This is a genomic window from Streptomyces sp. NPDC028305 (assembly GCF_055569495.1).
The window spans coordinates 129,686-150,766 of the sequence record NZ_JBVHTN010000006.1 but is presented as its reverse complement, the minus strand read 5'-3'; the positions used below and the strand labels follow the sequence as shown (position 1 = coordinate 150,766).

Sequence of the window (21,081 nt, the reverse complement as noted above, 5' to 3'; positions counted from 1 at the left end):
GCCTGGCAGCACTCGGCACCATGCCCGCCCTGCTGCGCCAACTCTCCGGCCTTGGCGGCTGCACGCACCCCATCCGCCTCGACGGCCACCGCACCGAGCACGAGGTGAACCGGGGCACCGGCGAGATTGGGCGCGTCCTCCGCCACCTGGACTCCGCCGAGCTGCCCGCCGGGCATCTGCTGGTCCGCTGCAACAACCGCCGTGTCACCCGCTGTCCGGCCTGCGCTGAGGTCTACCGCCGCGACACCTTCCACCTGATCACCGCCGGACTACGCGGCGGCAAAGGCACCCCTGAGGAGGTAGCCACGCACCCGCGCGTCTTCGCCACCTTCACCGCCCCCAGCTTCGGCCCGGTCCACAACCGGCCCACCGGCCCCGTCCGGCGCTGTCGCTGCGGCGTCTGCCACGACCAGGACGACGATGCGCTTGGCGCTCCACTGAACCCGGACACGTACGACTACGAATCCGCGGTGCTCTGGAACACCCGCGCCGGGCCCCTGTGGCGACGGTTCTCGATCTACCTGCGGCGGGAGGTCGCCAAGCGGGCCGGACTCACGCAACGGGCCTTCCGGGACCACGCCCGGCTGTCCTTCGCCAAGGTCGCCGAGTATCAAAAGCGCGGGGCTGTGCACTTCCATGCTGTGATCCGGCTCGATGGCCCGGAAGGCGGTGACACCCTCCCGCCGGCCTGGGCCACAACCGAGCTGCTGGCTGATTCGATTCGCGCTGCGGCAGCAAAGGCAGAGGTGAAAGGGCCGATGATCGACGGCCGGGCTCACCGCTTCGTCTTCGGCCGCCAGCTCGACGTACGGCCCATCCGTGGGCCCGAACTCGACGGCGGAACGGCGCTGACCGATCGAGCTGTCGCCGCGTACATCGCCAAGTACGCCACCAAAGGCGCCGAGACGGCGACCGGCGCTCTCGACCGGCCGATACGGCTCATCGCCGAACTCGCTCAGATCGACGTTCCCGAACACACCCGCCGCCTGATCCGCACTGCCTGGGCCCTCGGCGCTCGCAAGGATCTGGAACCTCTCCGGCTCCGTGCCTGGGCTCACATGCTCGGCTTTCGGGGCCACTTCTCTACCAAGTCGCGTCGGTACTCAACGACTCTCGGGGCTCTTCGTGAGGCCCGCGCCGCATGGCGACGGGTCCAAGTCGCCGCCGAGCTGGAGCAGGAAGACACCACGCTCGTCCTCGCCCACTGGGTCTATGCCGGAACGGGCCTGACCCCTGCCGAGGAATGGCTCGCCGCCACCATCACCCCCGCCCCCGGTACGGAAGGAGAACCGACACATGCGTGACCGGTACCTCAGCGTCAGAGAGGTCGCCGAGCTGCTGGGCACCACCGATCGCTTCCCTCGGCGCTTGGTCGCCGAGCGGCGCATCGCCTACGTCAAGGTCGGTCGCCACGTCCGTATCCCGGCGAGCGTCATTCAGGAGTACATCGACGCCAACACCGTGCGGCCGGTACAGCCTCGGCGGCGTCGCCTCGGGAGGGCTGCCTGATGGGGAACAAGAAGGGCAACCGGCGCCGCTTCGGCTCGGTCCGTCAGTACCGCTCGGGGCGCTGGACAGCGAGCTACCTGGCGCCGGACGGGCAAGAGCAGCGTTCGCCGGAGACGTTCGACACCAAGAAGGATGCTGAGGTGTGGCTGTCTCAAGTTGAGGCGGACCTGACGCGCGGGGACTGGCAGGACCCCGACGCGGGCGCCGTCAACTTCGAGGAGTACGCCTTGCGGTGGGTGAAGGAGCGTGGGCTTTCTCCCACCACCGAGGAGTTGTACCGGCGACTGCTGCGGCTGCATATCCTGCCGACCTTCCACGTCTGGGACCTGGGCGAGATAACGCCTCCACGCGTCCGCACCTGGCGCGCTGAGCGTCTGGAGACGATCGGGGCCACGACTGTCGCGAAGTCGTACCGGCTGCTGAAAGCCATCCTGGAAACGGCCGTTGAGGACGAGCTGATCCGTCGCAACCCGTGCCGGATACGCGGTGCGGGCAAGGAATCCGCCAGCGAACGACCCATAGCCACCGTTGAGCAGGTGGACGCCCTGGCGGACGCGATTGGGCCCCGGTGGCGGCTCATGGTCTACATCGCCGCGTACGGCCCTGCTCGCCCCGAGGAGCAAGCCGAGCTGCGGCGGCCGGACGTGGACCTCGATGCGGTCGGGGTGTGGGTGCGCCGGGCCGCGCCTGAGCTGACAACCGGTCGGCGGGTGGTGGGCGATACGAAGTCCGAGGCGGGGAAGCGGTTCATCGTGTTGCCCGGCTTCATGCGCAAGGACCTGGAGCGGCATCTGAAGTGGTTCGCCGAGAAGGAGCCCAACGGGCTGCTCTTCGTCGGGGAGAAGGGGGCGCCGTTCCGTCGGTCTTCCTTCGGGCGGAAGTGGCGACGGGCGCGGGCGAAAGTCGGACTTCCCGACGACTTCCGTTTCTACGATCTTCGTCACACCGGGCACACCCTCTCGACCCAGTCAGGCGCGACGCTCAAGGACGCCATGGTCCGCGCCGGGCAGTCCTCCGAGCGCGCCGCGTTGATCTATCAGCACTCGACCACAGAGCGGCAGAAGGAGGTGGCCGCCGGGATCGATGCCCGGGTGCGGGCCGACCGGCAGAAGGCCGCCGAGGCGGCATCTGGTGCGGATCTGGTGCGCGACGCTTAGAAAGCGCTAAATAGGTCTAGACAACAAGCAAGGCCCGGGTCTGTGACCTGGGCCTTCGTCGTGGAGCGGGTGACGGGAATCGAACCCGCGCTCTGAGCTTGGGAAGCTCATGTTCTACCATTAAACTACACCCGCGAGAGACACTGTCCGTCCGTGTCGCATCGTCGCACACTGTACCCCATGCCTGACCCCCGGCGCATTCGCCGTGGGGTTTTCGCGTTGTTCGGGAGAGTTTGCCCGTTGGGCGTGGGTGTGGGGTGGGGGTGGGGAAGCGGCTAGGGGGGTGGGGGAGTTGGGGCGTACGGTGGGGCGGAGTGCCGCGTGGAGTGGTGGGTGGTTGATCCCCTAATGTGGCTTTTGTCGTCCACGTTCATGGGGAAGGGACTCAATGGAGCGCACCGTCGTCCGTTGTGCCGAAGGGCACGTGTTCAGCACCGCTTCGTTCCCGATGCAGCACCTCACCGTCGACCGGATCGGTCCCGGTCGGTTGCTGCGCTGTCCGCGTTGTGCGCGGTTGCGGCAGGCGGTGCCGGTGGGTGCCGGCGGGAAGCGTTAGGGCTGTGACCGCGTCCTGACTGTCGCGACGGGGGCCCGGTCCGATTGGGCCGGGCCCGGAGCACGGGGTTCGTTTGCGTATCCTCGTTGCGTGCTTCTCTCAGACAAGGACATCCGGACCGAGATCGACGCCGGACGGGTACGGATTGATCCGTTCGATCCGGTGATGGTGCAGCCGTCGAGCATCGATGTGCGGCTGGACCGCTTCTTCCGGGTGTTCGAGAACCACCGTTATCCGCACATCGACCCGGCGGTGGAGCAGCCGGATCTGACGCGGCTGGTGGAGCCGGAGGAGGATGACGCGTTCATCCTGCACCCCGGGGAGTTCGTGCTCGCCTCGACATACGAGGTGATCTCGCTGCCGGACGACATCGCCTCGCGGCTGGAGGGGAAGTCGAGCCTGGGGCGGCTGGGGCTGCTGACGCACTCGACGGCCGGTTTCATCGACCCGGGGTTCTCGGGGCATGTGACCCTGGAACTGTCGAACGTGGCGACGTTGCCGATCAAGCTGTGGCCGGGAATGAAGATCGGGCAGCTGTGCATGTTCCGGCTGACCTCGCCGGCCGAGCATCCGTACGGATCGGCGCATTACGGCTCCCGCTACCAGGGGCAGCGCGGGCCGACGCCGTCGCGGTCGTACCAGAACTTCCACCGGACGAAGGTGTGAGCCGGGGTGAGTGACCAGCGGGAGAACCTGACGTACGAGCGCTTCGGCACCGCGGTGCGGGAGCTGGCGCAGACGATCGCGGACGACGGGTACGAGCCGGACATCGTGCTGTCCATAGCGCGGGGCGGGGTGTTCGTCGCGGGTGGGCTGGCGTATGCGCTGGACTGCAAGAACATCCACCTGGTGAATGTGGAGTTCTATACCGGCGTGGGGACCACCCTCGATATGCCGGTGATGCTGGCGCCCGTGCCCAACGCGATCGACTTCTCCGACAAGAAGGTGCTGATCGCGGACGATGTCGCGGACACCGGCAAGACGCTGAAGCTCGTCCGCGATTTCTGCGCCGACACGGTCGCCGAGGTGCGCAGCGCGGTGATCTACGAGAAGTCGCAGAGTCTCGTCAAGTGTGAGTATGTGTGGAAGCGCACGGATGACTGGGTGAACTTCCCCTGGAGCGTCGCGCCGCCCGTCGTGCGGCGCGGTGGGCAGGTGCTTGACGCCTGACGACCCCGCCGGGGAGGCGGAAAGGTGGAGGGGCCCTGGTGGGCCCCTCTCGGCGTCTTACAGCGTGCCCAGCTTCAGCAGCGACAGCAGCGCGATCAGCTGGATCGCCGACGCGCCCAGCGCCTTCTGCCAGGGCAGGTCGTGCGACTTGCTCACCATCGAGGTGAACAGCGCGCCCGCCGCGAGCCAGGTCGCCCACCCGAGCACCTGCACCGTCGGGCTGTCCCCGCCCAGGAACAGGGCGAACAGCAGGCGCGGCGCGTCCGTGATGGACATGATCAGCATCGACAGGCCGATGGTCGGGGCGTACGAGCCGTCGCCGCCGAGCTGGCGGGCCAGGGTGTGGGTGACCGCGCCCAGGATCAGGCCGCTGATCACGACCGCGACGCCGGTGACGAGGATCCACGGGATGCTGTTGCCCATCGAGGCGTTCAGCACGTCCGCGCGGGCCTGGTCGAAGCCGAAGACCACGAGCAGGCCGTAGACGAACGTCACGATCAGGGCGGGGCCCCACATCGCGTAGTCGCGCATCTGCCAGAAGGTGGCCGAGGGGCGCAGCACGATGCCGCTCAGCAGCTGCTTCCAGGGCAGGCGCGGGCCGGCGGGCGGGGCGGTGGAGGCGCCGGCGCGGTAGGTGTTGCCGTAGCCGTCGTCGTACGAGCCGGGGCCGGGGCCGTAGCCGGGGTCCTGGCCGTACGGGTCGTAGGCGTCGGGCGCCTCGCCGACGCTGAACTGCTGGGTATGGCCCGGATTGTTGTTGCTGTACGAGCCGCCGCCGCCCTGGCCCTGATGCGGGTCGTAGTACGGGTCCTGGCCGCCGAAGTACTCCGGCTCGCCGTGTGAGGCGGGCTGCTGCCACTGCGGCGGCTGCCCGCCGTGCGGCGGCGGCTGCCGGCCGTACGGCTGCTGCTGCGGTGGTTGCTGCTGCCCTTGTTGCGCGGACCGGGAGTCCCGTCCGCGTCCGATCCTGAATCCAGCCACGAATCGAACGTACCCGGTCGTCGGGACTGGGGTGCCGGACCTCTCATATCAGGTCCGGCATTGCGGCCGAGCTGTGACATCCCTTAGGGGGACCCTGGGGGGTTTTCCCCCGCAGGGGGCGGGGGCCAGCCGGTCAGTGGGTGTCAGTCGGTGTCGGCGGCGAAGGGCTTGTCGCTGAACGCGGTCTTGTCGGCGGTGCCGTCGGTGATCCACCACCACTCCGGCCGGTCACCGTACAGGGCGAACACGGGGTCGCGGCCCCAGGCCAGGACGGCCTCGTCCTTGCCGTCGTGGTCGTAGTCCCCGGCGCCGTGGAGCCGGGCGGCGCGTCGGTCCTTGCGGATCTTCTCGCCGTCCACGCGGGCGGGGGCGGTACGGGTCAGGGTGTGGCGGCGCGCGATGTCGCCCGGGGAGTCCGGCCGGACGGTGATGATCTCGACGCCGCCCGCTTCGAGCGCGACGGCCAGCTCGTCGGTGCCGTCGCCGTCGGTGTCCGCGGCGGCCAGGCCGCCCGCCATGTTCGCGATCTTGATGGGTATGTTCTTGAAGGTCTTCTTCGTGTAGACCGTCAGTGTGTGGTCCACGTCCGGCGCCTCCGTCTCGTAGCCCGGCTCGTTGTTGCGGGTGCCGCTGTCGCCGACCGCCACATCCCGCAGACCGTCCCCGTCGAAGTCGCCGAAGGCGATCGCGTTGCCCTCGCGCAGCTTGTGACCGGTGCGGGCGAGGCCGCCCGGGCCCGCGGCCAGCAGGACGGAGGCGGACTGATCGTCGTCGTTCATGGCGTGCACCACCAGATCGGTGGGCCGGTCGCCGTCGACGGTGTCCGCGATCAGCTCGCTGATGTCGCCGCCGCTGTCGCCGCTGCCGAGCGGGGTCTCGTACGGCACCGCCCTGGCGGCCTTGCCGTCCCGGCCGAACGGCCCGTACAGCACGAGGAAGGACCCGCGGTCCGCGCGCACCAGCGCCAGGTCGTGGTGGCCGTCCCCGTCGAAGTCGCCCACCGCCGGCCGCCGCGCGTCCACGCTGTCGTCGGGGCCGGTCAGCGTGGCGCGGGTGGCCTTGGCGCCGCGCCGCGGGCCGTCGGCGTCGCCCCAGGTGATGTACGGGACGGTCCGTACGGTGGTGTGGAGGCGGTCGGAATCGGCCTCGCCGAGCCGCTCGTTCACCGGGGTGACCAGGTCGGCGTAGCCGTCGCCGTCGAGGTCGGCCGTGGCGACGTCGGTCGGGGGCACGGCCGGCGTGTCCGCGTCGCGGGCGGGCAGGCCGAGGTCCTCGGGGGTGAGCACGGTGCGGGTGGCGGGGTTGAGGCCGCCCGGCGAGCCGTGGACGAAGGCGAGGAGGGTGGGACCGGTGTCCTCCTCGTTCGCGAAGAGCGGGAGCGCGAGCTCGGGATAGCCGTCGCCGTTGAGGTCGTCGGGCAGTTCGCTGCCCTTGCCCCGGGGGACGGGCGCGGTCGCGGTGGGGGTGATGACCGGGGCGCCGGTGCGGGCGCCGCCGGGTGCCGAGGTCTGCCCGTTCTTCGACGCCTTCTTCGACGCCTTCTCGTCCTTCGGGTCGCCCCCGCCGTCGCCGCCCGCACCGCACGCGGTGAGCAGCGCCAGCGCCGCGGCGCAGGCCAGCGTCGCGGAGCGGCGGCGGGGGAGGGGCGAGGGAGATCGGCCATGGTGGCTGTGCATGTGGCGGCTGTGCACGTGGGGGCTCCCAGGGCGGGTTTCGGGGTGTCAGGGGTGCCAGGGGTGTCAATGGGGGGTGTGGGCGCCGGGCCCGTCCCACGGGCCCGGCAAGCCCCGGTCAGCCGCCCAGCACCGACCCGAACTCGTTGTTCGTGTACGTGAAGCCGAACTTCGGCGCGCTGAAGGACGTGGCCCCCGTCGTCGTGATCCCGCCCCGCGCCCCGCGCAGCGACCACACCGCGCCGTCCGCCGTCGCCCCGGGGGTGACGTCCTCGCCCCTCGCGCTGATGGCCAGGTCCGCCCTGCCGTCGCCATTGATGTCGGCGGCGCCGAGGGCCGAGCCGAAGTGGTCGTCCTTCTCGCCGACGCCCGGGACGCCCGCGGTGTCCTGGTGCACGGCCTGGGCGCCGGTGCCGGTCAACCCGCTCGCGCCGCCCTTGAGCAGCACCACGGACCCGACCCCGGCCACCCCGTCGACCTCCTCGCCGGGCAGGCCGACCGCGAGGTCCGCGTAGCCGTCGCCGGTCACATCGCCGGCCGCGAGGGAGGCGCCGAAGTGGTCCACGTACTCGTTCACCCCGGGCACGCCCGCCGTGCCCTGGTGGATGAGTACGGGGCGGCGGCCGCTGCCGAGGCCGTTCTGGGCGCCGTAGTAGACGGTGATCTGGCCGGCGGACTCGGACGGGTCGTTCACCGAGTCGGGGCAGCAGTTGGTGCCCGAGCCGGTGACCAGGTCCGCGCGGCCGTCCTTGTCGAAGTCGCCGACCGCGGCCGACTCGGGCACGGCCGAGGCGCCGTCGGCCAGTTCACGCTGGAACTCGACCCCGGCGGGGCCGCCGCTGTAGACGGCGGTCCAGGCGCCGCTGGTCTCGTCCGTGTCCTGCGAGCCGTAGACGACGATGTCGCTGCTGCCCGATCCGGTGAAGTCGCCCGTGGCCAGGGCGTGGGGGTTCTCCCGGATGGAGTCGGTGACGGGCATGGCGGCAGAGGGCGCGGTACGGGTGAAGCCGTCCGCGTACGGGACGAGGCTGCCGCCGGTGAGCACGATGAGGTTCTGGCCCTGGTCGCCGTCGATGTCGGCCACGGCGACGTCGATGCCGAACGGGTCGCCGACCGGAACGCCCGCCCGGTCCGCGGGGACCGCGGTGCCGCCGTTCTTCAGGCCGTTCCGGCCGCCCCAGATGACGGTGACCGAGCCGGTCCGGGTGGTGGTGCCGTCGGTGGTCTTCTCGCCGCTGGAGGCGACCACGAGGTCGTCGTAGCCGTCGCCGTCCAGGTCGCCGCTCGCCACGTCGGAGCCGAAGGCGTCGCCCGCCTCGGGGGTGCCGGGGACGCCGGCCGTGGCCTGGGTGAGGGTGGTGGAGCGGGACGGGGCGACGCCGTTCGCCGAGCCGTAGAGCACCACGACGCTGCCGGCGCCGGCCCGGCCGTTGACGGGGGCCTTGGGGGTGGCGGTGACGAGGTCGTCGTAGCCGTCGCCGTTGAAGTCGTGCTGCGCGGAGGCCGCGGCGGCGCGTGCGCCGGACGCGCTCGCGCTCGCCGTGGGCGAGACGGAGTCGGCGGGTGCCGCGGGGGCGGCCTGGGCGCCGAAGGTGCCGGCAGCGACGGCCGCGACGGCGATGGCGAGGTTCCGTAGACGCGAGGTCGGCACAAGAGCTCCAAGGGTGGGGCGGGACGGTGGGGTGGAGCAGGGAGCTCCCGCCGGTGTGACTCGCGGGGCGTGCGGAGGGTTGCGCGTTCATGCTGCGGGGGTGTTGTGAAGGTGAACGGACGGGGGACGTGGGTCAGTTGTCGTTGTGTCGGGTCGGGGAGAGTGGGGTCCGGGCGCCCTTTGGCTCAAAGGCGCGGTATTCATGTATCAGCACCTTCCAGGGCATTTCAGTTTCGGAACATCTGCTTGGCTGTAGAGATGACTTATGGTGCGGAAGGGCTGTTCAGGACATTCCTGTGCAGAGGTTTGGGGCATGATCCTGTAGAGATCCGCAACCTTGTTGTGAGAAGCGTCATTTCGCGGTCAGGATCGAGTCATGTTCGGAGCGGTTGAGGCGGGGGCGGCCATGGTCGTACTGCACGGCATGCGGGTGGTTGTTGATTCGAAGAAACGTTCATGGGGGGAGGGGGTGGGTGGAGCGTAGTCAGATGTCCGATGCAAGTGGTCGGCCGGCCGCGGCGGATGCCGCTCGCCCGCCGGAGGACGAGAGCGGCGGAAGCGGCGACGGCGGCGGAAGCGGCGACAGCGGCGGAAGCGGCGACAGCGGCAGACGCGGAAGCACGGCCAGATCGTTCGGTCTGTCCCGGGTTCCGTCGGCCCGCTCGCTGAGCGACCGGCAACGGTCGGCGGAGCCACAGCCGTTACCGCCGCCCGGCGGCCCTGAGCCGGCCTCAGCGCCCACGGGCCGCACCCGCGAAAGCCACGAGTCCGGCCCTGACTCCGGCCGTGAGTCCCAAGGCCGCGCCGCCCGGACCGCGCCCACCGCCCGGCCCACCGGGCCGGTCCGGCCCAACCGGCCCACCCAGCCGGCCCGGTCCGCCCGATCCGTACGGCGCGCCGTGCTGCGCCTCACCCGTACGGTCGCCAGCCAGGTGTTCTTCCTCCAGGTGGCGGTCGTGCTGCTGCTCGCCGTCGCCGCCGGGGCGGCCCTCGTACTCCAGTCCCGGCACGACACCGACCAGGAGGCCCGCCGCCGCTCGCTCGCCGTCGCCGAGTCCTTCGCGAACGCCCCGGGCATGGTCGAGGCGCTGCGCTCCCCCGACCCGACCGCGATCCTCCAGCCGCGCACCGAGCGCGCCCGCCACCGGGCCGGCGTCGACTTCATCGTCGTCCTGACCACGGACGGCATCCGCTACACGCACCCCGAGAGGGAGCAGATCGGCCTGCACTTCCTCGGGAGCTACCGCGCAGCCGCGGAGGGCGGCACGGTCACCGAGACGTCCACGGGCGTCCTCGGCCCCTCCGTACGGGCCGTGGTGCCCGTCACCGACAGCCGGGGCAAGATCGTCGGCCTGGTCGCCGCCGGGATCACCGTGGAGAAGGTGAGCGGCGCGGTCGACAAGCAGCTGCCGATCCTCCTCGGCGGCGTCGCCGCCGCGCTCATCCTGGCCACGGGCGGCACGGCGCTGGTCAGCAGGCGGCTGCGGCGGCAGACCCACGGCCTGGACCCGGGCGAGATGACGCGCATGTACGAGCACCACGACGCGGTGCTGCACTCCGTACGGGAGGGCGTGCTGATCGTCGACGGGGACGGCCGGCTGCTGCTGGCCAACGACGAGGCGCGCCGGCTGTTCGACCTGCCCCCGGACGCCGAGGGCCACCCGGTCACCGAGCTCGGCTTCGACCCGAGCACCGCCGAGCTGCTGGTGTCGGGCCGCCCCGCCACCGACGAGGTGCACAAGGCGGGGGAGCGGCTGCTGACCGTCAGCCACCGGCCGACCGACCGCAACGGCGGGCCGCCCGGCAGCGTCGCCACGCTCCGCGACACCACCGAGCTGCGCACCCTGTCCGGCAAGGTCGACGTGGCGCGCAAGCGGCTTCGGCTGCTGTACGACGCGGGGGTGCGGGTCGGCACCACGCTGGACGTGGTGCGTACGGCCCAGGAGCTGACCGAATACGCGGTGGAACGGTTCGCCGACTACGTCGCGGTGGATCTGGTGGACCCGGTGCTGCGCGGCGAGGAGCCGACCGGCGCGGCCACGGGCAGCGGCGCCACCGCGCGCACCTCGCTGCGCCGCACCGCCCTCAGCGGCATCCGCGAGGACGTAGGGCTGTATCCGCTGGGCGGGCTGATCCGCTACGGCCCGTTCACGCCGCAGGCCAGGGGGTTCGCCAGCGGTGAGACGACCGTGGAGGCCGTGCTCGGCGACTTCTCCGGATGGCAGGAGCACGACCCGGACCGGGCGCAGCGGATCGTCGCGGGCGGCATCCACTCCATGATCGCGGTCCCGCTGCGGGCCCGGGGCGTCATCCTGGGCATCGCCACGTTCATGCGCTCGGAGAAGCCCGAGCCCTTCGAGATGGACGATGTGTCCCTCGCGGAGGAGCTGGTCACCCGGGCCGCGGTGTCCATCGACAACGCCCGGCGGTACACGCGCGAGCACACCATGGCGGTGACGCTCCAGCGCAGCCTGCTGCCGCAGGTGCTGCCCGAGCAGAGCGCGCTGGATGTGGCGTACCGCTATCTGCCCGCGGAGTCGGGGGTGGGCGGTGACTGGTTCGACGTGATTCCGCTGCCGGGGGCGCGGGTGGCGCTGGTGGTGGGCGATGTGGTGGGGCACGGGCTGCACGCGGCGGCCACGATGGGGCGGCTGCGTACCGCGGTGCACAACTTCTCCACCCTCGACCTGCCGCCCGACGAGATCCTCTCCCACCTCGACGATCTGATCGACCGGATCGACCAGGACGAGCGCTCGGAGAGCCTGGCGGGCGGCGGCGTGATCACCGGCGCCACCTGTCTGTACGCGATCTACGACCCGGTGTCCCGGCGCTGCACCATGGCCCGGGCCGGACATCCGCCGCCCGCGGTGGTGTCCCCGGACGGCTCGGTGGAGTTCTCCGAGGTGCCGGCCGGGCCGCCGCTCGGCCTGGGCGGGCTGCCCTTCGAGACGGTGGAGCTTCAGTTGCCCGAGGGCAGCCACCTCGTCCTCTACACCGACGGCCTGGTCGAGAAGCGCGACCGGGACATCGAGGAGGGCCTGGAGCTGCTGCGCGCGTCCCTCTCCCACGCCGGGCGGACGCCGGAGGAGACCTGCACGGCGGTGCTCGGCGAGATGCTGCCGGACACCCCCAGCGACGACATCGCGCTGATCGTCGCCTGTACGCGGGTGCTGGAGCCGGAGCGGATCGCGGACTGGGAGGTGCCGTCCGACCCGGCCCTGGTCTCCGCGGTGCGCGCCGCGGTGGCGGCGCGGCTGGCCGAGTGGGACCTGGGCGACGTGGCGTTCACCACCGAGCTGATCCTCAGCGAGCTGATCACCAACGCGATCCGCTACGCGACCGGGCCGATCCGGGTGCGGCTGCTGTGCGACCGCAGCCTGATCTGCGAGGTGTCCGACACCAGCAGCACCTCGCCGCATCTTCGGTACGCGGCGACGGAGGACGAGGGCGGGCGCGGGCTGTTCCTCGTCTCGCGGTTCGCCGACCGGTGGGGGACGAGGTACACGGCGGAGGGCAAGGTCATCTGGACCGAGCAGACGCTGCCGCAGCGCGGTAAGCGGCGCTACTAGGCCCCGGCCCCGCGCCGAACGCGAAGACGGGCCTGATCCGGTCGGTCGGCCGGATCAGGCCCGTCGGGATGACGAAGGGGACGTTGGCGCTACTTCACCGGCTCCGGCTCGGGCTCGGGTGCCGTCTCGCCGTCGTCCTCCGGCTCGGCGGGCGTCTTGACGGAGTCGAGCAGCAGCTGCGCCACGTCCACGACCTGGAGCGACTCCTTCGCCTTCCCTTCGTTCTTCTTGCCGTTGACGGAGTCGGTCAGCATGACGAGGCAGAACGGGCAGGCGGTGGAGACGATGTCCGGGTTGAGGGACAGCGCCTCGTCCACGCGCTCGTCGTTGATGCGCTTGCCGATGCGCTCTTCCATCCACATGCGGGCGCCGCCGGCACCGCAGCAGAAGCCGCGCTCCTTGTGGCGGTGCATCTCCTCGTTCCTGAGCCCCGGCACCTTGGCGATGATCTCGCGCGGCGGGGTGTAGACCTTGTTGTGGCGGCCCAGGTAGCAGGGGTCGTGGTAGGTGATGAGCCCCTCGACCGGGGTGACCGGGACCAGCTTGCCCTCGTCGACGAGGTGCTGGAGCAGCTGGGTGTGGTGGATGACCTCGTAGTGGCCGCCGAGCTGCGGGTATTCGTTCGCGATGGTGTTGAAGCAGTGCGGGCAGGTCGCGACGATCTTCTTCTTGGACTTCTCGACGACGACGCCTTCCTCCCCCTCTTCACCTTCGGCGGACTCGCCGAATGCCATGTTCAGCATCTCGACGTTCTGCTGGCCGAGCTGCTGGAAGAGGAACTCGTTGCCCAGACGGCGGGGCGAGTCGCCGGTGCAGGACTCGTCGCCGCCCATGATCGCGAACTTGACGCCCGCGATGTGCAGCAGTTCCGCGAAGGCCTTGGTGGTCTTCTTGGCGCGGTCCTCCAGGGCGCCCGCGCAGCCGACCCAGTAGAGGTAGTCGACCTCGGTGAGGTCCTCGACGTCCTTGCCGACGACCGGCACCTCGAAGTCGACTTCCTTCGTCCAGGCGAGCCGCTGCTTCTTGGCCAGCCCCCAGGGGTTGCCCTTCTTCTCCAGGTTCTTGAGCATCGTCCCGGCCTCGGAGGGGAAGCTGGACTCGATCATGACCTGGTAGCGGCGCATGTCCACGATGTGGTCGACGTGTTCGATGTCGACGGGGCACTGCTCGACGCAGGCGCCGCAGGTGGTGCAGGACCACAGCACGTCCGGGTCGATGACGCCGTTCGCCTCCAGCGTGCCGATCAGCGGCCGCTCGGCCTCGGCCAGCGCCGACGCCGGGACGTCCTTCAACGCCTCGGCGGACGCCTTCTCCTCCCCCTCCGGCCCCGCGGCGGCAGCCGCTGATGTCACAGCGCCGCCGCCCGCGAGCAGATACGGCGCCTTGGCGTGCGAGTGGTCGCGCAGCGACATGATCAGCAGCTTCGGCGAGAGCGGCTTGCCGGTGTTCCAGGCGGGGCACTGCGACTGGCAGCGGCCGCACTCGGTGCAGGTGGAGAAGTCGAGCAGGCCCTTCCAGGAGAAGTGCTCGATCTGGGAGACGCCGAAGACGTCGTCGTCGCCCGGGTCCTCGAAGTCGATCGGCTTGCCGCCCGACGTCATCGGCTGAAGCGCGCCGAGCGCCACCTCTCCGCTCGACTCGCGCTTGAACCAGATGTTGGGGAAGGCGAGGAAGCGGTGCCAGGCGATGCTCATGTCGATGTTCACGGAGACCGTGATCATCCAGACCATCGTCGTGCCGAGCTTGATCATCGCGAACAGGTAGGTCAGGTTCTGCACCGCGCCGATGCTGAGGCTCTTGAAGAGCAGCACCAGCGGATACGAGGCGAAGTACTCCGGCTCGTAGGAGTCCACATGGTGCAGCGCGCCCTCCGTGCCGCGCAGCACCATGATCGCGATGCCGATGATGAGGATGACGTACTCGACGAAGTACGCCTGCCAGGCCGTGGAGCCGGCGAACCGCGACTTGCGGCCGGCCCGGCTGGGCAGGTTCAGCAGCCGGATCACGATCAGGGTCGCGATGCCGAGCGTGGTCATGGTGCCGATGAACTCGATGTACAGCTCGTAGGGGAGGAAGCCGCCGAGGACCGGCAGCGTCCAGTCCGCCTGGAAGAGCTGGCCGTAGGCGTTGATGATGGTCGGCGGCAGGGTCAGGAAGCCGATCGCGACGAACCAGTGGGCGACGCCGACGATGCCCCACTTGTTCATCCGGGTGTGCGCGAGGAACTCCCGGACCAGCGTCACACTGCGCTGGTAGGGGTTGTCGGTCCGGGCGCCCGCCGGCACCGGCGTGCCGAGCTTGAAGAAGCGCACGAACTGCGCGATGGCGCGGCCGAGCAGGGCAACGCCGACCGCGGTGAGGACCAGCGACACGATGATCGCGGCGAGTTGCATGGGGGCTCCTCGAACCTGCGAGAGCGGAAGTACGCGGAAGTACGTGGATTACTAAGCAGTAACTTATCTGGTCTTGACCGAGATTACCCGGGGAGCCGGTGGCTCATGTAGCCGACCGGCCGGTGATCTGTGTCGCTCGGTGGTACCACCTCGCGCGCCCTCCCGTCGCCTTGTCCGTGTCCTGTAAATAAGAGCTGCATAAAAGTTGAGTCGGTCCGGCTCAGGTCTGTTGACACGGCGGATTCGGTCGGGCACTCTTGAGCCTGTTCCACTCAATGCTGTGTAGCTGGAGGATTGCGAAATGGCTCGTGCGGTCGGCATCGACCTGGGTACGACGAACTCCGTCGTCAGTGTGCTCGAAGGCGGTGAGCCCACCGTCATCACCAACGCCGAGGGCGCCAGGACCACGCCGTCCGTCGTCGCCTTCGCCAAGAACGGCGAGGTCCTGGTCGGTGAGGTCGCCAAGCGCCAGGCGGTGACCAACGTGGACCGGACCATCCGGTCGGTCAAGCGCCACATGGGCACCGGCTGGAAGATCAACATCGACAACAAGGACTTCAACCCGCAGCAGATGAGCGCCTTCATCCTGCAGAAGCTCAAGCGGGACGCCGAGGCCTACCTGGGCGAGAAGGTCGCGGACGCGGTCATCACCGTCCCGGCGTACTTCAACGACGCCGAGCGCCAGGCCACCAAGGAGGCCGGTGAGATCGCGGGCCTCAACGTTCTGCGTATCGTCAACGAGCCTACCGCTGCCGCCCTCGCCTACGGGCTGGAGAAGGACGACCAGACCATCCTGGTCTTCGACCTCGGCGGCGGCACCTTCGACGTCTCGCTGCTGGAGATCGGCGACGGCGTGGTGGAGGTCAAGGCCACCAACGGTGACAACCACCTCGGTGGTGACGACTGGGACCAGCGCGTCGTCGACTACCTGGTCAAGCAGTTCAACAACGGCCACGGCGTCGACCTGTCCAAGGACAAGATGGCCCTCCAGCGCCTCCGCGAGGCCGCTGAGAAGGCGAAGATCGAGCTCTCCAGCTCCACCGAGACCACGATCAACCTGCCCTACATCACGGCCTCCGCCGAGGGCCCGCTGCACCTGGACGAGAAGCTCACCCGCGCCCAGTTCCAGCAGCTGACCAGCGACCTGCTCGAGCGCTGCAAGGTCCCCTTCCACAACGTGATCAAGGACGCGGGCATCGCCCTCTCCGAGATCGACCACGTGGTCCTGGTCGGCGGCTCGACCCGGATGCCGGCCGTCGCCGAGCTCGTCAAGGAGCTGACCGGCGGCAAGGAGGCCAACAAGGGCGTCAACCCGGACGAGGTCGTCGCCATCGGCGCCTCGCTCCAGGCCGGTGTCCTCAAGGGCGAGGTCAAGGACGTCCTCCTGCTGGACGTCACCCCGCTGTCCCTCGGTATCGAGACCAAGGGCGGCATCATGACCAAGCTGATCGAGCGCAACACGACGATTCCGACCAAGCGCTCGGAGATCTTCACCACGGCCGAGGACAACCAGCCGTCCGTGCAGATCCAGGTCTACCAGGGCGAGCGCGAGATCGCGGCGTACAACAAGAAGCTCGGCATGTTCGAGCTGACCGGCCTGCCGCCGGCCCCGCGCGGCGTGCCGCAGATCGAGGTCACCTTCGACATCGACGCCAACGGGATCATGCACGTCGGTGCCAAGGACCTCGGCACCGGCAAGGAGCAGAAGATGACCGTCACCGGCGGCTCCGCGCTGCCGAAGGACGACATCGACCGCATGATGCGCGAGGCCGAGCAGTACGCGGAGGAGGACCACAAGCGCCGCGAGTCCGCCGAGACCCGCAACCAGGCCGAGCAGCTGGTCTACCAGACCGAGAAGTTCCTCAAGGACAACGAGGACAAGGTCCCCGGCGACGTCAAGACCGAGGTCGAGACCGCGCTCGGCGAGCTGAAGGAAAAGCTCAAGGGCGACGACACCGCCGAGATCCGCACCTCCACCGAGAAGGTCGCGGCCGTCAGCCAGAAGCTGGGCCAGGCGCTGTACGCCAACGCCCAGGCGGACGGCGCGGGCGCGCCCGGTGCCGCGGGCGCGGCCGCCGGTGACGGCCAGGCCAAGGCCGACGACGACGTCGTGGACGCCGAGATCGTGGACGACGAGAAGAGCGACAAGGGTCGGGGTGGTGCCGCGTGACGGAGGAGACCCCGGGCTTCGAGGAGCAGCCCGACGTCCCCTCCGAGGCCGCACAGACCCCTGACGATGCGGCCAAGGGTGCCGCCGGGTCCGCCGACAAGGCGGGCCCGGAGGCCCAGGCAGGGGACCTCGAGCAGGTGGCCATCCAGGCCCAGCTGGACCAGGTCCGTACGGCGCTCAACGAGCGCACGGCAGACCTCCAGCGGCTCCAGGCGGAGTACCAGAACTATCGACGCCGGGTCGAGCGGGACCGGGTGACGGTCAAGGAGATCGCCGTGGCGAACCTCCTGACCGAGCTGCTGCCCGTGCTCGACGACATCGGCCGCGCTCGTGACCACGGCGAGCTCGTCGGCGGCTTCAAGTCCGTCGCCGAGTCGCTGGAGACGACCGCGTCCAAGATGGGCCTTCAGCAGTTCGGCGCGGAGGGCGAGCCCTTCGACCCGCTGGTGCACGAGGCGCTGATGCACTCGTATGCGCCGGACGTCACCGAAACCACGTGCGTGCAGATTCTGCAGCCGGGGTATCGAATCGGCGAGCGTACGATCCGCCCGGCGCGGGTCGCGGTCGCCGAGCCCCAGCCGGGCGCCCAGCCCAAGGGGGACGAGACGCCGGACGAGGAGAGCGGTGGCCCGGAAGAGGGCTGACGTGACAGCGGTGGCAGGAGAGGAGGGACGTCGAGGATGAGCACCAAGGACTTCGTCGAGAAGGACTACTACAAAGTCCTCGGCGTCCCCAAGGACGCGACCGAGGCGGAGATCAAGAAGGCGTACCGGAAACTCGCCCGCGAGTTCCACCCGGACGCCAACAAGGGCGACGCCAAGGCCGAGGAGCGCTTCAAGGAGATCTCCGAGGCGAACGACGTCCTGGGCGACCCCAAGCGCCGCAAGGAGTACGACGAGGCGCGCGCCCTGTTCGGCAACGGCGGCTTCCGCCCCGGGCCGGGCGCGGGCGGCACCGGCAACTTCAACTTCGATCTGGGCGACCTCTTCGGCGGCGCCCAGCCCGGGGGCGGCGCCGGTGGCGCGGGCGGCTTCGGCGGCGGCCTCGGGGACGTCTTCGGTGGCCTCTTCAACCGTGGCACCTCCACCCGTGCCCAGCCGCGCCGCGGCCAGGACATCGAGTCCGAGGTGACGCTGAGCTTCACCGAGGCAGTGGAGGGGGCCACGGTCCCGCTGCGGATGTCCAGTCAGGCCCCGTGCAAGGCGTGCTCGGGCACCGGCGACAAGAACGGCACCCCGCGGGTGTGCCCGACCTGCGTCGGCACCGGGCAGGTCAGCCGCGGCGGCGGGGGCGGCTTCTCGCTCACCGACCCGTGCGTGGACTGCCGGGGCCGCGGCCTGATAGCGCAGAACCCCTGCGAGACCTGCAAGGGCAGCGGCCGTGCCCGCAGCGCCCGCACCATGCAGGTCCGGATCCCCGCGGGCGTCAGCGACGGCCAGCGGATCCGGCTGCGCGGCAAGGGCGCCCCGGGCGAGACCGGCGGGCCGGCCGGCGATCTGTATGTGGTGGTCCATGTCGACCCCCACCCGGTCTTCGGCCGCAAGGGCGACAACCTCACCGTCACCGTGCCCGTCACCCTCCCGGAGGCGGCGCTCGGCGGCGAGATCAAGGTCCCGACGCTCGGCGGCCCCCCGGTCACCCTGAAGCTGCCGGCCGGCACGCCCAACGGCCGCACGATGCGCGCCCGCGGCAAGGGCGCGGTGCGCAAGGACGGCACCCGCGGCGACCTGCTGGTCACCGTCGAGGTCACCGTCCCCAAGGACCTCAGCGACAAGGCGCGCGAGGCGCTGGAGTCGTACCGGGAGGCGACCGCGGGGGAGGACCCGCGGGCGGAGCTGTTCCAGTCCGCGAAGGGAGCGTGACCCCATGGAGACGTCTGGGCTCGGAGGCAGGAGCCGCAACCCGTACGAGCTGACCGACGAGTCGCCGGTGTACGTCATCTCGGTCGCCGCTCAGCTCTCCGGGCTGCACCCCCAGACCCTGCGCCAGTACGACCGGCTGGGCCTGGTCTCCCCCGACCGCACGGCCGGCCGCGGGCGCCGCTACTCGGCCCGCGACATCCAGCTGCTCCGCCAGGTGCAGCAGCTCTCCCAGGACGAGGGCATCAACCTCGCCGGCATCAAGCGCATCATCGAACTGGAGAACCAGGTCGCCGCCCTCCAGGAGCGCGTCGCCGAACTCCAGTCCGCGGTCGAGGGCGCGGCCGCGGCGATGCAGCAGCGCGAGGCCGCGGTCCACGCCTCCTACCGCCGCGACCTGGTCCCCTACGACCAGGTCCGGCAGACCAGCGCGCTGGTGGTGTGGCGTCCCAAGCCCAAGCGGTCGGAGTAGCGGCCGCGCGTTGCGCGCCGGCCTCACCCCATCGAGTGGCCCGGTGACCGATCCGTCGGTCACCGGGCCGCTTTCTGTCGGCGTGAGGGCGTTGTCCTCGGCTACTTCGGGTCGCGGTTGAAGGTGGCCTGGGACCAGCGGTAGCCGAGGGCTGTCAGGGCCAGGCACCAGGTGATGCTGATCCACCAGTTGTTGCCGATGTCGGTGCCGAGGAGGAGGCCGCGGACGGTTTCGATGGTGGGGGTGAAGGGCTGGTATTCGGCGATCGGCTGGAACCAGCCGGGCATGGCGTCGATGGGGACGAAGGTGCTGGAGATGAGGGGGAGGAAGATCAGTGGCATGGCGTTGTTGCTGGCGGCTTCCGGGCTGGGGCTGACCATGCCCATGCCGACGGCGATCCAGGTGAGTGCCAGGGCGAAGAGTGCGAGGAGTCCGAAGGCTGCGAGCCAGTCGAGGGCGGTGGCGTCGGTGGAGCGGAAGCCGATGGCCACGCCGACGGCGCCGACGAGGATCACGCTGGCGATGGCTTGGAGGACGCTGCCGATGACGTGGCCGATGAGTATGGAGCCGCGGTGGATGGCCATGGTGCGGAAGCGGGCGATGATGCCCTCGGTCATGTCCATGGAGACGGAGACGGCGGTGCCGATGGTGGTGCTGCCGATGGTCATCAGCAGGAGCCCGGGGACGAGATATTTGAGGTACTCGGAGCGGTCGGCGCCGCCACCCCCGATGCCCGCGCTCATGGTGTCGCCGAAGATGTAGACGAACAGCAGCAGCAGCATGATCGGCGTCAGCAGCAGATTCAGGGTCATCGACGGGTAGCGCCGCGCGTGCAGGAGGTTGCGCCGCAGCATCGTCGACGAGTCGCGGACGGCGAGGGAGAGGGAGCTCATCGGACAGCCTCCTTGGGCTGGTTCGGCTGGGTGGTGCTGGTGAGGGCGAAGAAGACGTCGTCGAGGTCGGGGGTGTGGACGGTGAGTTCGTCGGCTTCGATGCCGGCGGTGTCGAGCCAGTCGAGGATGGAGCGCAGTTCGCGTTGGCTGCCGTCGCTGGGGATCTGGAGGGCGAGGGATTCGTCGTCGCGGGTGGCCTCGCGGAGCGTGGTGGCGGCGGTCTGGTAGGCGTCGGGGTCGGTGAAGCGGAGGCGGATGTGTCCGCCGGGGATGAGGCGTTTGAGCTCTTCGGCGGTGCCTTCGGCGGCGATGGTGCCGTTGTTGAGGACGGCGATGCGGTTGGCGAGTTCGTCGGCTTCGTCGAGGTATTGGGTGGTGAGGAAGACGGTGACGCCGTCGGTGACGAGTTCGCGGATGATCTGCCACATGTTGTGGCGGGAGCGTGGGTCGAGGCCGGTGGTGGGTTCGTCGAGGAAGATGATCCGTGGGTTGCCGACGAGGGTCATGGCGATGTCGAGGCGGCGTTTCATGCCGCCGGAGTAGGTGGAGGCGGGCTTCTTCGCGGCCTCGACCAGGTCGAACCGCTCCAGGAGTTCGGCGGCGCCCCGCCGTCCCTCGCGCTTGGAGAGGTGGTGGAGGTCTGCCATGAGGAGCATGTTCTCCTCGCCGGTGATCAGGCCGTCGACGGCGGAGAACTGCCCGGTGACACCGATCGCGGCACGCACCCCGTCCGGTGACGTGGTGAGGTCGTGGCCCGCGACCTGCGCCTGTCCGCCGTCGGCTGAGATGAGCGTGGACAGGATCTTCACGGCGGTGGTCTTGCCGGCGCCGTTGGGCCCGAGCAGTGCGAACACGGACCCGGCCGGGATGTGCAGGTCGATGCCGTCGAGGACGGTCTTGTCGCCGTACGACTTGCGCAGACCGACGGTGGAGATGGCGGCCGGCGACTGCGGACCATCGCCCCGACTGGATGTGGGCATGACAGAAGAAGGCATGAGGCCCTCCCATTCGAAGGCAGAAGTGACGGG

At 70.0% G+C, this 21,081-nt stretch carries 16 protein-coding genes and 1 tRNA gene; 10 read left to right on the top strand and 7 right to left on the bottom strand.

The features are described 5' to 3' along the window. Positions 1 to 20 precede the first annotated feature (20 nt). The 3 genes from ACZ4WQ_RS26000 to ACZ4WQ_RS25990 are packed head-to-tail and all read left to right on the top strand — an operon-like array spanning position 21 to position 2,666. Positions 21 to 1,304: a replication initiator gene (locus ACZ4WQ_RS26000; RefSeq protein WP_398375889.1), complete on the top strand. Its 1,284-nt coding sequence runs from the start codon at positions 21 to 23 to the stop codon at positions 1,302 to 1,304. Beyond that, on the top strand, positions 1,297 to 1,509 hold the full coding sequence (locus tag ACZ4WQ_RS25995; RefSeq protein WP_361192641.1) for an excisionase family DNA-binding protein: 213 nt from the start codon (positions 1,297 to 1,299) through the stop codon (positions 1,507 to 1,509). Before ACZ4WQ_RS26000 ends, ACZ4WQ_RS25995 begins: the two co-directional genes overlap by 8 nt. Next, on the top strand, positions 1,509 to 2,666 hold the full coding sequence (locus tag ACZ4WQ_RS25990; RefSeq protein ID WP_398375892.1) for a tyrosine-type recombinase/integrase: 1,158 nt from the start codon (positions 1,509 to 1,511) through the stop codon (positions 2,664 to 2,666). The genes ACZ4WQ_RS25995 and ACZ4WQ_RS25990 overlap by 1 nt, the downstream gene beginning before the upstream one ends. Before the next feature lie 61 nt (positions 2,667 to 2,727). Here the strand turns inward: ACZ4WQ_RS25990 and ACZ4WQ_RS25985 are convergent. Beyond that, a tRNA-Gly gene (locus tag ACZ4WQ_RS25985) sits at positions 2,728 to 2,801 on the bottom strand. A gap of 511 nt (positions 2,802 to 3,312) precedes the next feature. Here ACZ4WQ_RS25985 and dcd point away from each other — a divergent pair. Together dcd and ACZ4WQ_RS25975 are read left to right on the top strand one after the other, a co-directional pair. Next, positions 3,313 to 3,888, top strand: a complete 576-nt coding sequence (gene dcd / locus ACZ4WQ_RS25980; protein WP_385347375.1) for a dCTP deaminase — start codon at positions 3,313 to 3,315, stop codon at positions 3,886 to 3,888. A gap of 6 nt (positions 3,889 to 3,894) precedes the next feature. Next, a complete protein-coding gene (locus tag ACZ4WQ_RS25975; protein WP_311729184.1) occupies positions 3,895 to 4,392 on the top strand; it encodes a phosphoribosyltransferase in 498 nt (165 codons plus the stop codon). Positions 4,393 to 4,449: 57 nt separating this feature from the next. Here the strand turns inward: ACZ4WQ_RS25975 and ACZ4WQ_RS25970 are convergent, their stop codons facing one another. The 3 genes from ACZ4WQ_RS25970 to ACZ4WQ_RS25960 all read right to left on the bottom strand — a co-directional run bounded on the left by ACZ4WQ_RS25970 (position 4,450) and on the right by ACZ4WQ_RS25960 (position 8,697). Next, positions 4,450 to 5,373 (bottom strand): Yip1 family protein, encoded by a 924-nt coding sequence (locus ACZ4WQ_RS25970; RefSeq protein ID WP_398375897.1) that lies wholly within the window; start codon positions 5,371 to 5,373, stop codon positions 4,450 to 4,452. A gap of 143 nt (positions 5,374 to 5,516) precedes the next feature. Next, positions 5,517 to 7,049 carry an FG-GAP repeat domain-containing protein gene (locus tag ACZ4WQ_RS25965; RefSeq protein WP_385347379.1) on the bottom strand — a complete coding sequence of 511 codons (1,533 nt, stop codon included), beginning with the start codon at positions 7,047 to 7,049 and terminating at the stop codon, positions 5,517 to 5,519. 115 nt (positions 7,050 to 7,164) lie between these two features. Continuing rightward, positions 7,165 to 8,697 carry an FG-GAP repeat protein gene (locus ACZ4WQ_RS25960; RefSeq protein ID WP_398375899.1) on the bottom strand — a complete coding sequence of 511 codons (1,533 nt, stop codon included), beginning with the start codon at positions 8,695 to 8,697 and terminating at the stop codon, positions 7,165 to 7,167. A 488-nt stretch (positions 8,698 to 9,185) separates the two neighbouring features. Between ACZ4WQ_RS25960 and ACZ4WQ_RS25955 the strand changes: the two genes are divergently transcribed. Next, positions 9,186 to 12,266, top strand: a complete 3,081-nt coding sequence (locus tag ACZ4WQ_RS25955; RefSeq protein WP_398375901.1) for a SpoIIE family protein phosphatase — start codon at positions 9,186 to 9,188, stop codon at positions 12,264 to 12,266. Positions 12,267 to 12,355: 89 nt separating this feature from the next. Here the strand turns inward: ACZ4WQ_RS25955 and ACZ4WQ_RS25950 are convergent, their stop codons facing one another. Continuing rightward, complete coding sequence (locus ACZ4WQ_RS25950; RefSeq protein WP_398375903.1) at positions 12,356 to 14,659, bottom strand: (Fe-S)-binding protein; 2,304 nt, start codon at positions 14,657 to 14,659, stop codon at positions 12,356 to 12,358. Between the two features lie 301 nt (positions 14,660 to 14,960). Here ACZ4WQ_RS25950 and dnaK point away from each other — a divergent pair, with 301 nt between their 5' ends. The 4 genes from dnaK to ACZ4WQ_RS25930 are packed head-to-tail and all read left to right on the top strand — an operon-like array spanning position 14,961 to position 19,160. After that, positions 14,961 to 16,829 carry a molecular chaperone DnaK gene (gene dnaK / locus ACZ4WQ_RS25945; RefSeq protein ID WP_311729178.1) on the top strand — a complete coding sequence of 623 codons (1,869 nt, stop codon included), beginning with the start codon at positions 14,961 to 14,963 and terminating at the stop codon, positions 16,827 to 16,829. Beyond that, on the top strand, positions 16,826 to 17,473 hold the full coding sequence (gene grpE / locus ACZ4WQ_RS25940; RefSeq protein WP_311729177.1) for a nucleotide exchange factor GrpE: 648 nt from the start codon (positions 16,826 to 16,828) through the stop codon (positions 17,471 to 17,473). The genes dnaK and grpE overlap by 4 nt, the downstream gene beginning before the upstream one ends. Before the next feature lie 36 nt (positions 17,474 to 17,509). After that, positions 17,510 to 18,691, top strand: coding sequence for a molecular chaperone DnaJ (dnaJ, locus tag ACZ4WQ_RS25935; protein WP_311729176.1), 1,182 nt, complete (start codon positions 17,510 to 17,512; stop codon positions 18,689 to 18,691). Positions 18,692 to 18,695: 4 nt separating this feature from the next. Continuing rightward, complete coding sequence (locus ACZ4WQ_RS25930) at positions 18,696 to 19,160, top strand: heat shock protein transcriptional repressor HspR (RefSeq protein WP_311729175.1); 465 nt, start codon at positions 18,696 to 18,698, stop codon at positions 19,158 to 19,160. 101 nt (positions 19,161 to 19,261) lie between these two features. On the opposite strand, the gene ACZ4WQ_RS25925 is transcribed toward ACZ4WQ_RS25930, so the two are convergent. Further along, positions 19,262 to 20,053: an ABC transporter permease gene (locus ACZ4WQ_RS25925; protein ID WP_311729174.1), complete on the bottom strand. Its 792-nt coding sequence runs from the start codon at positions 20,051 to 20,053 to the stop codon at positions 19,262 to 19,264. After that, positions 20,050 to 21,048 carry an ATP-binding cassette domain-containing protein gene (locus ACZ4WQ_RS25920; protein WP_468022456.1) on the bottom strand — a complete coding sequence of 333 codons (999 nt, stop codon included), beginning with the start codon at positions 21,046 to 21,048 and terminating at the stop codon, positions 20,050 to 20,052. Before ACZ4WQ_RS25920 ends, ACZ4WQ_RS25925 begins: the two co-directional genes overlap by 4 nt. Positions 21,049 to 21,081: the final 33 nt, after the last annotated feature.

Bases quoted from the DNA above. Each gene is read 5' to 3' on its own strand.
- ACZ4WQ_RS26000 (WP_398375889.1), top strand. From the start codon at position 21: ATGCCCGCCCTGCTGCGCCAACTCTCCGGCCTTGGCGGCTGCACGCAC.
- ACZ4WQ_RS25920 (WP_468022456.1), bottom strand. From the start codon at position 21,048: ATGCCTTCTTCTGTCATGCCCACATCCAGTCGGGGCGATGGTCCGCAG.
- dnaJ (WP_311729176.1), top strand. From the start codon at position 17,510: ATGAGCACCAAGGACTTCGTCGAGAAGGACTACTACAAAGTCCTCGGC.
- ACZ4WQ_RS25995 (WP_361192641.1), top strand. From the start codon at position 1,297: ATGCGTGACCGGTACCTCAGCGTCAGAGAGGTCGCCGAGCTGCTGGGC.
- dnaK (WP_311729178.1), top strand. From the start codon at position 14,961: ATGGCTCGTGCGGTCGGCATCGACCTGGGTACGACGAACTCCGTCGTC.
- ACZ4WQ_RS25950 (WP_398375903.1), bottom strand. From the start codon at position 14,659: ATGCAACTCGCCGCGATCATCGTGTCGCTGGTCCTCACCGCGGTCGGC.
- ACZ4WQ_RS25965 (WP_385347379.1), bottom strand. From the start codon at position 7,049: ATGCACAGCCACCATGGCCGATCTCCCTCGCCCCTCCCCCGCCGCCGC.
- ACZ4WQ_RS25925 (WP_311729174.1), bottom strand. From the start codon at position 20,053: ATGAGCTCCCTCTCCCTCGCCGTCCGCGACTCGTCGACGATGCTGCGG.
- ACZ4WQ_RS25990 (WP_398375892.1), top strand. From the start codon at position 1,509: ATGGGGAACAAGAAGGGCAACCGGCGCCGCTTCGGCTCGGTCCGTCAG.
- ACZ4WQ_RS25955 (WP_398375901.1), top strand. From the start codon at position 9,186: ATGTCCGATGCAAGTGGTCGGCCGGCCGCGGCGGATGCCGCTCGCCCG.
- ACZ4WQ_RS25930 (WP_311729175.1), top strand. From the start codon at position 18,696: ATGGAGACGTCTGGGCTCGGAGGCAGGAGCCGCAACCCGTACGAGCTG.